The organism is Gordonia sp. LUNF6 (assembly GCF_047041125.1).
In the GTDB taxonomy this organism is placed as follows: domain Bacteria; phylum Actinomycetota; class Actinomycetes; order Mycobacteriales; family Mycobacteriaceae; genus Gordonia; species Gordonia sihwensis.
This window is the reverse complement of sequence record NZ_CP178181.1, coordinates 1236145-1248470: the sequence shown is the minus strand read 5'-3', so window position 1 is coordinate 1248470 and position 12326 is coordinate 1236145. Positions and strand designations below refer to the sequence as shown.

General features: G+C 69.3%; 13 protein-coding genes. 7 read left to right on the top strand and 6 right to left on the bottom strand.

The window, feature by feature from the left end; translation table 11 throughout:
• Position 1: 1 nt before the first annotated feature.
• The gene (locus tag ACK8HH_RS05900; RefSeq protein WP_045539391.1) at positions 2-787 is read left to right on the top strand and encodes a DNA-formamidopyrimidine glycosylase family protein; all 786 of its coding nucleotides are present in this window, start codon (positions 2-4) and stop codon (positions 785-787) included.
• A gap of 83 nt (positions 788-870) precedes the next feature.
• The gene (locus ACK8HH_RS05895) at positions 871-1374 is read left to right on the top strand and encodes a nuclear transport factor 2 family protein (protein ID WP_045539390.1); all 504 of its coding nucleotides are present in this window, start codon (positions 871-873) and stop codon (positions 1372-1374) included.
• 6 nt (positions 1375-1380) lie between these two features.
• On the opposite strand, the gene ACK8HH_RS05890 is transcribed toward ACK8HH_RS05895, so the two are convergent.
• Both ACK8HH_RS05890 and ACK8HH_RS05885 read right to left on the bottom strand, forming a co-directional pair.
• Positions 1381-1803 carry a pyridoxamine 5'-phosphate oxidase family protein gene (locus ACK8HH_RS05890; protein ID WP_045539388.1) on the bottom strand — a complete coding sequence of 141 codons (423 nt, stop codon included), beginning with the start codon at positions 1801-1803 and terminating at the stop codon, positions 1381-1383.
• 79 nt (positions 1804-1882) lie between these two features.
• Positions 1883-3625, bottom strand: a complete 1743-nt coding sequence (locus ACK8HH_RS05885) for a glycerol-3-phosphate dehydrogenase/oxidase (RefSeq protein ID WP_062367050.1) — start codon at positions 3623-3625, stop codon at positions 1883-1885.
• Positions 3626-3676: 51 nt separating this feature from the next.
• Between ACK8HH_RS05885 and glpK the strand changes: the two genes are divergently transcribed.
• The 3 genes from glpK to ACK8HH_RS05870 are packed head-to-tail and all read left to right on the top strand — an operon-like array spanning position 3677 to position 6102.
• Positions 3677-5185, top strand: coding sequence for a glycerol kinase GlpK (gene glpK, locus ACK8HH_RS05880; RefSeq protein WP_082781277.1), 1509 nt, complete (start codon positions 3677-3679; stop codon positions 5183-5185).
• Positions 5186-5223: 38 nt separating this feature from the next.
• Positions 5224-5607 carry an ArsR/SmtB family transcription factor gene (locus ACK8HH_RS05875; protein WP_006896517.1) on the top strand — a complete coding sequence of 128 codons (384 nt, stop codon included), beginning with the start codon at positions 5224-5226 and terminating at the stop codon, positions 5605-5607.
• A gap of 9 nt (positions 5608-5616) precedes the next feature.
• A complete protein-coding gene (locus ACK8HH_RS05870) occupies positions 5617-6102 on the top strand; it encodes an SRPBCC family protein (RefSeq protein WP_006896518.1) in 486 nt (161 codons plus the stop codon).
• Here ACK8HH_RS05870 and ACK8HH_RS05865 read toward each other — a convergent pair.
• Complete coding sequence (locus tag ACK8HH_RS05865; protein WP_006896519.1) at positions 6071-7489, bottom strand: MFS transporter; 1419 nt, start codon at positions 7487-7489, stop codon at positions 6071-6073. The genes ACK8HH_RS05870 and ACK8HH_RS05865 overlap by 32 nt on opposite strands.
• Positions 7486-8889 (bottom strand): NAD(P)H-quinone dehydrogenase, encoded by a 1404-nt coding sequence (locus ACK8HH_RS05860; protein WP_006896520.1) that lies wholly within the window; start codon positions 8887-8889, stop codon positions 7486-7488. Before ACK8HH_RS05860 ends, ACK8HH_RS05865 begins: the two co-directional genes overlap by 4 nt.
• Positions 8890-9010: 121 nt before the next feature.
• On the opposite strand from ACK8HH_RS05860, the gene ACK8HH_RS05855 reads away from it, so the two are divergent.
• Positions 9011-9502: a gamma-glutamylcyclotransferase gene (locus ACK8HH_RS05855; protein WP_006896521.1), complete on the top strand. Its 492-nt coding sequence runs from the start codon at positions 9011-9013 to the stop codon at positions 9500-9502.
• Between the two features lie 73 nt (positions 9503-9575).
• On the opposite strand, the gene ACK8HH_RS05850 is transcribed toward ACK8HH_RS05855, so the two are convergent.
• Together ACK8HH_RS05850 and ACK8HH_RS05845 are read right to left on the bottom strand one after the other, a co-directional pair.
• Positions 9576-10754 carry an amidohydrolase gene (locus ACK8HH_RS05850; RefSeq protein WP_062367052.1) on the bottom strand — a complete coding sequence of 393 codons (1179 nt, stop codon included), beginning with the start codon at positions 10752-10754 and terminating at the stop codon, positions 9576-9578.
• Complete coding sequence (locus tag ACK8HH_RS05845) at positions 10751-11446, bottom strand: enoyl-CoA hydratase/isomerase family protein (RefSeq protein ID WP_006896523.1); 696 nt, start codon at positions 11444-11446, stop codon at positions 10751-10753. The genes ACK8HH_RS05850 and ACK8HH_RS05845 overlap by 4 nt, the downstream gene beginning before the upstream one ends.
• 65 nt (positions 11447-11511) lie before the next feature.
• On the opposite strand from ACK8HH_RS05845, the gene ACK8HH_RS05840 reads away from it, so the two are divergent.
• A complete protein-coding gene (locus ACK8HH_RS05840) occupies positions 11512-12324 on the top strand; it encodes a purine-nucleoside phosphorylase (protein ID WP_062367053.1) in 813 nt (270 codons plus the stop codon).
• The last annotated feature ends 2 nt before the right edge of the window (positions 12325-12326 follow it).

The window sequence follows — 12326 nt, the reverse complement described above, 5'->3', positions numbered from 1 at the left end:
GGTGCCCGAAGGCGACACCGTGTTCCGTGCGGCGCACCGCCTCCGCACCGCGCTCGTCGGAAAAACCCTGAGCGACAGCGACTTCCGAGTACCTCGCTACGCCACCACCGACCTGTCCGGTGCGCGCGTCGAGTCCGTGCGGTCGGCGGGAAAGCACTTGTTCATCGATCTGCGGCGTCCCTCGGGCACCCCGGTCTCGATCCACTCGCATCTGATGATGGAGGGCCTGTGGGACGTGCACGCCATCGGTGCGAAGTGGCGCAGGCCGTGGCACACCGCACGAGTGGTGCTGCGTGCCGGAGACATCGAGGCCGTCGGCTTCGATCTCGGCGTCCTGGAACTGCTCGCCGATCCCGGCCCCGCGGTCGCCCATCTCGGCCCGGACCTGCTCGGCGACGATTGGGATGCGGCTCGCGCCGTCGAGAATCTGGCCGCCGCCCCCGATACCCCGATCGGCATCGCTCTCCTAGACCAGCGCAATCTGGCGGGTGTCGGCAACGTGTATCGCAGCGAACTCTGCTTCATGCGGCGCGTGCACCCGGCCACACCGACGGCCGCGGTCGACCTGCCGCCACTGGTGGACCTCGCGCACCGGTTGTTGACGGCCAACCGGCTGCGCGTCGCCCGCGTCACCACGGGCGCCACCGGCCGCGGCCGGGAACTGTGGGTGTACGGCCGCGACCGCCGCCCGTGCCGCAGATGCGGTACCGCCGTCGAACGCGGGATGCTGGGCGAGCCGCCGGCCGAGCGCAGCATCTATGTGTGTCCGCGATGTCAGACACGGTGACGCGGATGCGCCGAACCCCTAGGGTCGGGCGCAAGACCGGTCGGCCCCAGGCGTCGACCCGCACCGCGACGTCAGGAGGACGAATGGACATCGAACAGCGCGTGGCCGCACTCGAGAAGATCGAAGCGATCAAGGAACTCAAGTACCGCTATTGGCGCGCCTGCGACGCCAAGGATCCCCGCGGATTCCGTGACGCCTTCATCGCCTCCGGCGCCCGGATCGATTACGGCCGCCTCGGCGCGTTCGACGACGTCGAGCCGATGGCGCGGATCTTCACTCAGGTGGCACTGCACAAGGTGGACGGTCGCCACGCCATCCTCGACATGCACCACGGGATGCACCCGGAGATCCGGCTCACCGGTGAGTCGTCTGCGATCGGCCGGTGGACGCTACGATTCCGACAGCTCAACCTGTCGGACCGTACCGAGACGATCGCCACCGGCGAATACGACGACGAGTACGTCGTCGAGAACGGCGAATGGAAGATGTCGAAGTGCGTCTTCACCGAGACCTGGTCGGTGACACGCCCACTCGACGCCGGGGCGATCATCACCGAGGGCGCCTTCGCCGCAGAGTCGGCCGGGTGAACCGGATCAGCGGATCTCGTGGTCGGGCTCGGGCCCGAAGACGAACCGCCTGCCGGTGATCTCCTCCACGGCGATCTCCACGTACGTCGTCCGCACCGTGGGAATCCAGGGGTTGAGCGGGGTCTGGTCGGCCGCTTCGATCTCCGCGGAGTCTCGGAGGATGCGGGCGCGCCCCTTGGCCACCACGCTCCAGCCGATCCGGCTGGTGAAGGCGTCCACCTCGATCACTGCTCGGTCGTTGACGGCGAGCTCGGCCAGCTTCGTGCCCTCCGCGGTCCGGAACAGGATCTTGCCGTTCGACACGTAGATGTTCACCGGGAAGACGTCCGGCTGCCCGTCGACGCAGACCGCCAGCCTGCCGAGGACGCTGCCCTCCAGCAGTTCCCACGACTGTTCGTTGCTCAGGTTCTCCACCGGCTGCGTACTCATGGCCCCAGTCTGGCCCAGACCGCCCGGGCTGTACAGGGCACTTGGTCTGTGAGCCGGGCGACGTGAGTCGGATTCGCCGCTAGTCCGGAACGGGAACCGGTTCGAGGATCTCGCGGCGCGCCTCCGGTGCCGCGGCGCGCAGCGCATCGGCGGAGGCGTCGTCGGGCTGGCGCTGCGAGGCGATCTCGGCGTCCACCCGCGCCTTGTACGTCGCGACCTCGGTGGCGACCCTCGTCTCGTCCCATCCCAGGACCGGGGCGATCAACTCGGCCACCTCCTGCGCGCAGTCGACCCCGCGGTGGCTGTACTCGATCGCGATCCGCGTGCGACGGGCGAGCACGTCCTCCAGGTGGAGTGCGCCCTCGGCCCACACCGCGTAGACGATCTCGACCCGCAGGTACTGCGGTGCCGCCTGCAGCGGCTGCAGCAGCGACTCGTCGGCGTCGGCGTAGTACAGCACGTCGTCGAGCAGTGAGCCGTAGCGGTTCAGCAGCCGCCGGATCCGGTAGGGATGCAGGCCGAACCGCTGCCCCAGGTGCTCGCACTGGTTGATCAGTGCGAAGTAGCCGTCGGCCCCCACCAGCGGCACCCGCTCGGTGATCGACGGTGCGACACGGGTGGGGATGTAATCGTTGCAGGCGTCCACGGCGTCGGCCCCCATCACCCGGTAGGTGGTGTACTTGCCGCCCGCGATCGACACCAGGCCGGGTGCGACGACGGCCACCGCATGCTCGCGGGAGAGTTTGGAGGTCTCGTCGTCCTCACCGGCGAGCAGCGGCCGCAGCCCGGCGTACACGCCTTCGATGTCGTCGTGCGTCAGCGGGGTCACCAGTTCCTGGTTCACCCGGTCGAGGAGGTAGTCGATGTCTTTACGCGTGGCGGCGGGATGCGCGAGGTCGAGGTTCCAGTCGGTGTCGGTGGTGCCGATGATCCAGTGCGTCTCCCAGGGGATCACGAAGAGCACCGAACTGGCCGTCCGCAGGATGATCGCAGTCTCCGAGACGATCCGGTCGCGCGGGACCACGATGTGCACTCCCTTGGACGCACGCACCTTGAAGTGACCGCGCTGCTTCGAGAGTGCCTGCACCTCGTCGGTCCACACCCCGGCCGCGTTGATGACGCAGTGTCCGCGCACCTCGGTGGTCTCCCCCGTCTCCGAATCGCGGACCTTCACGCCCATCACCCGGTCGGACTCGGTGAGGAAGCCGACGGCCTGCGTCGAGGTCCGGATCACCGCACCGTACTGCGACGCGGTGCGGGCGAGGGTGAGGCTGTGACGGGCGTCGTCGACGACCGTGTCGTAGTACCGGATGCCGCCGATCAGCGAATCGCGCTTGAGGCTCGGCGCCACGCGCAGCGCACCCGACCGCGACACGTGCCGTTGTCCCGGAACCGATTTGGCGCCGCCCATCCGGTCGTAGAGGAACAGTCCGGCGGCCATGTACGGGCGCTCCCAGAAGCGGCGCGTGAGCGGAGCGAGGAAGGGCAGCGGCTTCACCAGGTGCGGAGCGAGCAGACGCAGCGACAGCTCGCGTTCACGCAGCGCCTCCCGCACCAGACCGAACTCGAACTGCTCCAGGTAGCGGAGCCCGCCGTGGAACATCTTCGACGAGCGGCTCGAGGTGCCGGACGCGATGTCGCGGGCCTCCACGAGCGCCACGCGAAGACCGCGAGTGGCCGCGTCGAGCGCCGCGCCGACGCCGACCACTCCGCCGCCGACGACCACGATGTCGAACTGTTCAGAGCCCAGTCTGCGCCAGGCCTCGTCGCGATAGGCGGGGCTGAGGTCGGCGGGCCGATCCGGATTGAACTCGCTCTCCATATTTCGCAAGACTACCCGAGGGTAACCGGCCGTCATGCCAGACTTGACGGCGTGAAATCGGATGCTCAGTACGTCGCCGCAATCGATCAGGGAACCACGTCCACCCGGGCGATGATCTTCGACCGCAAGGGGTCTGTGATGATGAGCGAGCAGGTGGAGCACAGACAGATCTTTCCCCGCGCCGGCTGGGTGGAGCACGACCCGATGGAGATCTGGCGCAACACCCGTCGCGTGGCCGCCGCCGCGCTGGCGGCGGCGCAGCTGCATCCGGGGAACATCGCGGCATGCGGGATCACCAATCAGCGGGAGACCACCGTCGTCTGGGATCGGCACACCGGCACTCCGATCCACAACGCGATCGTCTGGCAGGACACCCGCACCGATGCGCTGTGCGAGGAACTCGCGGGCGAGCACGGCGTCGACCGCTATCGCGAGCGGACCGGGCTGCCGCTGTCGACGTACTTCGCCGGGCCGAAGGTCGCGTGGATCCTCGACAACGTCGAGGGCGCCCGCGATCGCGCCGAGGCCGGCGACCTGCTGTTCGGAACGATGGACAGCTGGCTGGCGTGGAACATGACCGGCGGCGTCGACGGCGGGCTGCACGTCACCGACGTGACGAATGCGTCCCGCACCATGCTGATGGATCTGCATACGCTGCAATGGGATCCGGAGATCTGCGCGGACCTGCGCATCCCGATGTCGATGCTTCCCGAGATCCGGTCGAGCTCCGGTGTGATCGGGAGCCTGCGGACCTCGGGCTCCCTCCCAGATGTGCCGCTGGGCGGCATCCTGGGCGACCAGCAGGCCGCGATGTTCGGCCAGGCCTGCCTGGAACCCGGCGAGGCGAAGAACACCTACGGCACCGGCAACTTCCTGCTGCTCAACACCGGCACCGAGGCAGTGCTCAGCAAACACGGCCTGCTGAGCACCGTCTGCTATCGACTGGGCGATGAGCCGGCACGCTATGCGCTGGAGGGATCGATCGCGGTCACCGGCTCCCTGGTCCAATGGCTGCGCGACAACCTCGGGATCATCGACACGGCCGCCCAGGTGGAGGAGTTGGCCCGCCGAGCCGACGACAACGGGGGCGTCTACTTCGTCCCGGCGTTCTCCGGGCTGTTCGCGCCCCGCTGGCGACCGGATGCGCGCGGCGTGATCGTCGGGCTCACGCGGTTCGCCGACCGCACGCACATCGCACGCGCCGTCCTGGAGGCCTCCGCGTACCAGACGCGCGAGGTGATCGAGGCGATGCAGGCCGACTCGGGCGTGCACCTGCAGACGCTGAAGGTGGACGGCGGCATGGTCGTCAACGAGCTGTTGATGCAGTTCCAGTCGGACATCCTGGATGTCCCCGTGGTGCGGCCGGTGGTGAACGAGACCACCGCGCTGGGCGCCGCATACGCGGCCGGCCTCGCCGTCGGCTATTGGTCGAGCACCGATGAGATCCGCGACAACTGGGCGCGCGGCGGGCGGTGGGAACCGCGGATGTCGGAGTCCGACCGCACACGGCTTTTCGAGGGCTGGAACCGCGCGGTGACGCACAGTTTCGATCTGGCATGAGCCATTGACATACAACCGATTAGTTGTATGTTTGAGAGGTGACCGAGGACGACGAGGACCGCGCTGACGCGCTGTTCCACGCCCTCTCCGACCGCACACGGCGGGACATCCTCCGGCGGGTGCTGGCCGGCGAGCACTCGGTCACCGCGTTGGCGGAGAAGTACGACATGAGCTTCGCCGCGGTACAGAAGCACGTCGCCGTCCTCGAACGGGCCGGTCTGCTGGTGAAACGCCGTGCGGGCCGCCAGCAGATGGCGTCCGGCGACGTGAACGCTGTGCGCTCGGTGTCGGCGATGCTCTCCGACATCGAACAGATCTGGCGGGGCCGCATCGCCCGCGTCGACGACTTGCTCGCCGCATCCCCGGCCCCGACGACCGACACCACCGATCCCTCTGACATCCCACGAGACCATCGACCCTGAGGACCAGCCATGCCTGTCATCGACGTCCAGACCGACACGGACGCTCTCACCCTGACCATCACCGCCGAATTCGCCGCGCCTGTGGAGCGCGTCTGGGAGGTGTACGAGAACCCACGCCGACTCGAGAAGGTGTGGGGACCGCCCGAGTACCCGGCGACCTTCGTCGAGCACGACTTCACTCGCGGCGGACGCGCCACCTACTACATGACCAGTCCCGAAGGTGAGAAGTTCGGGGGCTGGTGGCGCTTCGAGACAATCGACCCGATGTCGTCGTTCACCTTCGAGGACGGTTTCGCCGATGCCGAACTCAAGCCGCTCGACGGCATGCCGGTGTCGCAGAACCGCTACGTCTTCGAGGCCACAGACAGCGGCACGCGCGCTGTCTTCACCTCCACCTACGAGAGCGCCGAGAACCTCCAGAAGGTCTTGGAGATGGGCATCATCGAGGGAGCCTCGGCGGCGATCAACCAGATCGACGACCTCCTCGCCGCGTAGGCGAATCGGGCTCGCGCATGCGGCGGTCGACGGCGAACTCCCGCAGCGCGACCGCGATGCCGCAGAAGGCCAACGCGGCGAAACCGAAGCTGAGGACCCTGGCCGATCCCACGATGTCGGGGCCGCCCAGAGCCACCAGCAGACCCGCCAGCGCCGAGCCGCAGGCGTTCGCGATCAGCTGGCTGGTGTTCAGTCCCGCCGACGCCTGGGCGGCCTCCGCTTCGTCATCGGTGACCCGCAGACCCGCGGTGAACCAGTGCGCCATCGCCATGCCGATGCCGCAGCCGCCGACGAACAGCACCGCGTACCACGCCACGATCACGCCGGGCGAGGGGTCGCGCATCTGCAGCAGGCCGTACAGGATCAGCCCCGACCCCAGCAGGAGCGGACCGCAGATCCGGACCGCTCGCCGCCCGCGCTCGCTCTCGATTCCGCTCGCAGAGATCGAGGCGACCGTCCATCCCCAGGACAGTGCCGCTCCGAGGAAACCGGCGGCGAGCGGCCCGAGCCCGCCGATCCGCTGCCCGAACAGCGGCAGGAAGGTCTCCACCGTCGACACCGCGGCGAGAACCAGGATCGCCAGGTAGATCCATCGCAGCGGCGACCGGCCCCGATAGGTCGTCTCCGGCAGCACTCGGGAACTCGCCCGCCGCTCCCAGCCCACGAAGCCCAGGCCCGCCAGCACGGCGAAGGCCAGCAGCGTCCACGTCGCGATCCCGTGCACCAGCGAGGCCACGCTGATCGCTCCGACCGCCGTCGTCAGCAACGCCAGCGACATCCACGGAACCGCGGCGGCCGGTTCACCGGATGTGCGCCGTACGGGAAGCGCCCGAAGCGTCATCGCGATCAGCGCCAGCGCCAGGAGGGTGAGCAGGCCGAATGCCCCACGCCAGAAGTGGATCTGGGCGAAGAATCCGCCGACCACGGGTCCGACGAAGTTGCCGACTCCCCACATCGCCGACATCAGGGCGATGGACCGCTGCCACAGATGAGGAGCCAGCACCAACCGCACCACCGCGAAGCCCAGGCCGCCGAGGAGACCGGCCCCGAATCCCTGCAGGGCCCGGCCCACCAGCATCACGGTCATGGTCGGCGACGCGCCGGCGACCACCGTGCCCGCAGCGAACAGCGCGAAGGCCCACACGTACGACCGCCTGGCCCCGAGCCCGGCCAGCCAGCGGCTCACCAACATCGACGAGATCACCGAGACCACCAGGAAGACGGTCATCGTCCAGGCGTACAGGTCCTGACCGCCGATGTCGGCGACCGCACTGGGCAGCAGCGAGGTGGTCAGGTAGACGTTGATCGCGAACAGCGCCACGCCGCCCGCCATCACCACCATCGGCGCGCGGTTGTCGCGCCCCAGCAGTTCCCGCCAGGTGCTCAATCCAGATCGTCGTGCCGGACGAGCTGGCGGGCGGCCTCGGTGATCGATCCCGACAGGGACGGGTACACCGAGAACGTCTGTGCGATCTCCGAGACCTGCAACTTGTTCTCCACGGCGATCGCGATCGGCAGAATCAGCTCCGAAGCGTTGGGCGCGACCACCACGCCGCCGATCACCACGCCGGTCGCCGGGCGGCAGAAGATCTTGACGAAGCCGCGGCGCAGACCGCTCATCTTGGCGCGCGGATTGGTCGACAGCGGCAGCATCACGGTGCGCGCCGGGTACTCCCCCGCGTCGATGGCCTTCTGCGAGACACCGACGTTGGCGATCTCGGGCCGGGTGAAGATGGCCGACGCCACCGTCTTGAGCCGGATCGGGCTCACGCCCTCGCCGAGCGCGTGGTACATGGCGATGCGTCCCTGCATGGCGGCCACCGAGGCGAGCGGCAGCACCCCCGTGCAGTCGCCGGCGGCGTACACGCCGGGCGCCGATGTGCGGGAGACCCGGTCGACGGTGATGTACCCGCCCCGATCGGTCACCACGCCCGCCTCCTCCAGGTTCAGCGAACCGGTGTTGGGGACCGAACCGACCGTCATCAGCACGTGGGTGCCCGTCACCTCCTTGCCGTCCGCGAGGTGCACGGTGGCGGAGTCCTCATCGCGCGTCACCCGGTCGGCGCGCGCGTACTTGATGAGGGTCACTCCGCGCTCGGAGAAGGCCTCCTCCAGGACGCGCGCGGCATCCTCGTCCTCGTGCGGAAGCACGCGGTCCCGGCTCGACACCAGCGTCACCTTCACGCCCAGCTCGGTGTACGCGTGAGCGAACTCGGCGCCGGTGACACCCGATCCGACGATCACCAGATGCTCGGGCAGCTCGGCCAGGTCGTAGAGCTGGCGCCAGTTGAGAATCCGCTCCCCGTCCGGCTGCGCCGTCGGCAGGATCCGCGGCGACGCCCCGGTGGCGATGAGCACCACGTCGCTCTCGTAGGTCTCGGTGGTGCCGTCGGCGAGCGTCGCCACCACTTCGTGCGCTCCGATTCCGGTTCCCGTCCGACCGAGCCGTGCGGTTCCATTGACGATCGTCACGCCCTCGCTGATGAGACGCGAACGGATGTCGGCCGACTGCGCGAAGGCCAGATCCTTCACCCGCTGGTGGATCTGCGGCAGGGTCACCATCGCCTGGTCGGTGGCGATGTTGATGCCGAGGTCCACGGCACGGCGCACCTCGGTGCGGATTCCGGTGGACGCGATGAACGTCTTCGACGGAACGCAGTCCCACAGCACGCACGCGCCGCCGATCCCGTCCGAATCGATGACCGTGATCTCCGCGCCGTAGGCCGCACCGGTCAGGGCCGCCTCGTAGCCGGCCGGCCCACCACCGATGATCACGATCTTCGCCACTGTGCACACTCCTTAGACACGACTCTGGACTCCGTGAACAAACTTATCCCCTGGCTGCTGCGCGCGCCGCCCGGACCGGCCGGTGTTCCCTCATCGGCCACCGACCGAATAGGCTGGCGACGTGCCGATCTATGCCGCCTACGCGTCGAACATGGACCCTGCCCAGATGCTGGAGCGGGCTCCGCACTCGCCGATGGCCTCGACCGGATGGCTCAACGGCTGGCGGCTGACCTTCGCGGGCGACGACATCGGTTGGGAGGGTTCGCTCGCCACCGTGACCGAGGACCGCGACAATCCCGACGCGCGCGTATTCGTGGTGCTCTACGACGTCACCGCAGAGGACGAGAAGAACCTCGACCGCTGGGAGGGCACCGAACTCGGCGTGCACCGCAAGATCCGCGCGCGAGTCGACACCGCCGACGGACCGGTACTGGCGTGGCTGTACGTCATCGACGGCTACGAGGGCGGTCTGCCGTCCGCGCGGTATCTCGGCGTGATGGCCGATGCGGCCGAGATCGCCGGCGCGCCCGCGGACTACGTCGAGCGGCTGCGCCTGCACGAGGCGCGCAACGTGGGTCCCGGGCCCGCGGAGCCGATGGACAACGAAGGCTGACCGCGGTCGGGAAGAATTTTGGCTCCCGGAGCGGTCTGAGAGGCCGTTGCGGGAGCCAAAATTTTTCGGCCGCTCAGTCCAGCTCTCCGGAGAGCACGACTCCCGCGAGCGTCGCGACGCCCACGCCGAGCGCGCGCTCATCGATGTCGAAGTTCGGCTGGTGCAGATCGCACTGCTGGCCGACGCCGGTCCACACTCCGAGCCTGGCCATGGCGCCGGGCACCGACTCCAGATACCACGCGAAGTCCTCGCCGCCGGGCGACTGCGGCGTGTCGACCGCTGCCGCCGGACCGATGGCCTCCACGCTGCGGCGCAGCATCGCGACACTGTGCGGGTCGTTGACCACCGGCGGCACACCGCGCACATAGGTCAAGTCGTAGGTGACTCCCAGCGGCGACACCAGTTCGCCGATGATGCTCCGCACCAGCGGCTCGAGGTCCTGCCACACGTCGCGGTCGCCGGTCCGGACCGTTCCGCGCAAGCGCCCCTCCTGCGGGATCGCGTTGGGGGCGTCACCGGAATGCGCGGCACCCCATGCCATCACGGTGCCCGAGCGCGGGTCCACCCGGCGCGACAGCAGTCCGGGGAGCCCGGTGATGACGGTGCCTATCGCGTACACGAGGTCGGCGGTCAGATGCGGACGCGAGGTGTGCCCGCCGGGCCCGCGCAGATGCACTTCCACACGATCGGCCGCGGAGGTCAGCGCACCCGCGCGCAGACCGACCGTTCCGGCCGCCAGGTGCGGATCGCAGTGCAGCGCGAAGATCCTGGTGAGTCCGTCGGTGACTCCCGCATCGATCGCGTCGAGCGCACCGCCGGGCATCACCTCCTCGGCCGCCTGGAACAGGAGCCGGACCCCGAACGGCAGTTCGCCGCCGGTCTCGGCGAACTCGGACAGCAGCAGCCCGGTGCCGAGCAGAATGGCCGCGTGCGCGTCGTGCCCGCAGGAATGGGAGACACCCTCCACCCGCGAGGTGAACGGAAGTCCGGTCTGCTCCGGGATCGGCAGCCCGTCCAGGTCGGCGCGCAGCCCGATGCGCGGCTTGTCGGCCGGCCCCAGATCGCAGACCACCCCGGTGCCCTTCGGCAGGATCTTCGGGGACAGGCCCGCATCGCTCAGGATCTGCACGACCTTCGCCGTGGTCGCGAACTCGGCCATCGACAGCTCGGGTTCGGCGTGGATCTCCCGGCGCCACGCCACCACGCGGCCGAGATTCGATGCGAGCCAGGCGTCGATCACGGGAGAACTCACAGCAGTGTCTCGGGGGTCGGGGCGGTGAGGTCCTCCAACAGCGGCAGTCGCAGCGCGCGCTTGACGGCACCGAGGTTGTCGCCGGCGAAGGACGCGCGCTCGCGGGCGACCTCGCGGGCGCGGTCGAGCAGGCGGTCGGCCTCGACCGCCTCGTCGACGATCCCGCCGGCGACGGCGTCGGCGGCACCGTAGCGGCGGGAGGTCAGCATCGCCTCGGTGAGGGTCGCATCGGGAACACGCGTGCGCAGCAGACCCGCCATCCCGCGCGGGAAGGGCATGTTCAGCGCCGCCTCCGGCAGCGACCAGAACCCGCGGTCGGAGCGCATGATGCGGTAGTCGGCGCAGAGGGCGAGCATCGCTCCGGCGCCGAACGCGTGGCCGTTGATCGCCGCGATCGTCGGCGTCGCGGCCGTCACCACCTTCGCGTACAGGGCGTGGACGGCATCGAGATACGCCGGCAGCGGCTCCGCACCGGAGAAGATGTAATCGGTGTCGAGGCCGTTGGTGAAGAACTTGCCGGTGGCGCTGATGATGAGCGGCTTCTTCGCGGCGACGGCCTCATCGGTCAGCTCCGACACCCGGGCCATCCACTCACGGCCGAAGCGGTTCTCCGGATTCGCCTCGTCCAGTTCCATGCCCTCGGTACCCAGGTACAACTCGGCGGCGTCTTCGGTGAGAGTCAAGTACGGCATGGCAGAAACCTTATCGCCGCACACCTCGGCAGGAGCAGGCACGGGTGAGACACTACGGTTGCCTCATGGATCCAACCGTCGATCATGACGCCGCGGCAGCCGCCGCGGCCGCCGTCATCGCCACCGCTACCGACTGTCCCCGCCACGACGTGGCCGTCGTCCTGGGATCCGGGTGGGCACCGGCTGCGGCGGCGCTCGGCACGCCGGTCGCGCGACTGCCGATGGCTGACATCCCCGGCTTCGGGACCCCGTCCGCGCGGGGACACGCGGGCACCGTCGAGTCGATTCAGCTCGGCGAAACCCGCGTGCTCGTCCTGCTCGGCCGGATCCACGCCTACGAGGGCCATGCCCTGGCGCGCGTGGTGCACCCGGTACGGACCGCGGCCGCCGCCGGCGCGCACACCGTCGTCCTGACGAACGCGGCGGGCGGCATCCGTCCCGGACTCGAGGTGGGCCGACCCGTGCTCATCGCCGACCAGATCAACCTCACCGGCCGGTCCCCGTTGGAGGGCGCGCACTTCGTGAACATGGTCGACGCCTACAGCCCGGCGCTGCGTGCGGCGGCCCGCCGCGTCGACCCCGAACTGGCCGAAGGCGTATACGCGGGACTGCCCGGTCCCCAGTACGAGACGCCCGCCGAGATCCGCATGCTCGGCGTGATGGGGGCCGACCTGGTGGGGATGTCCACCGTGCACGAGACGATCGCGGCCCGGGCGGCCGGCCTCGACGTCCTCGGACTGTCGCTGGTCACCAATCTCGCGGCGGGAATCACCGGGGAGCCGCTCGACCACGCGGAGGTCCTGGCCGTGGGCCGCGAGTCGGCCGAGCGGATGGGCCGGCTGCTCGGCGCGGTCATCGGCGCGCTCGCCGAACGGTGAGC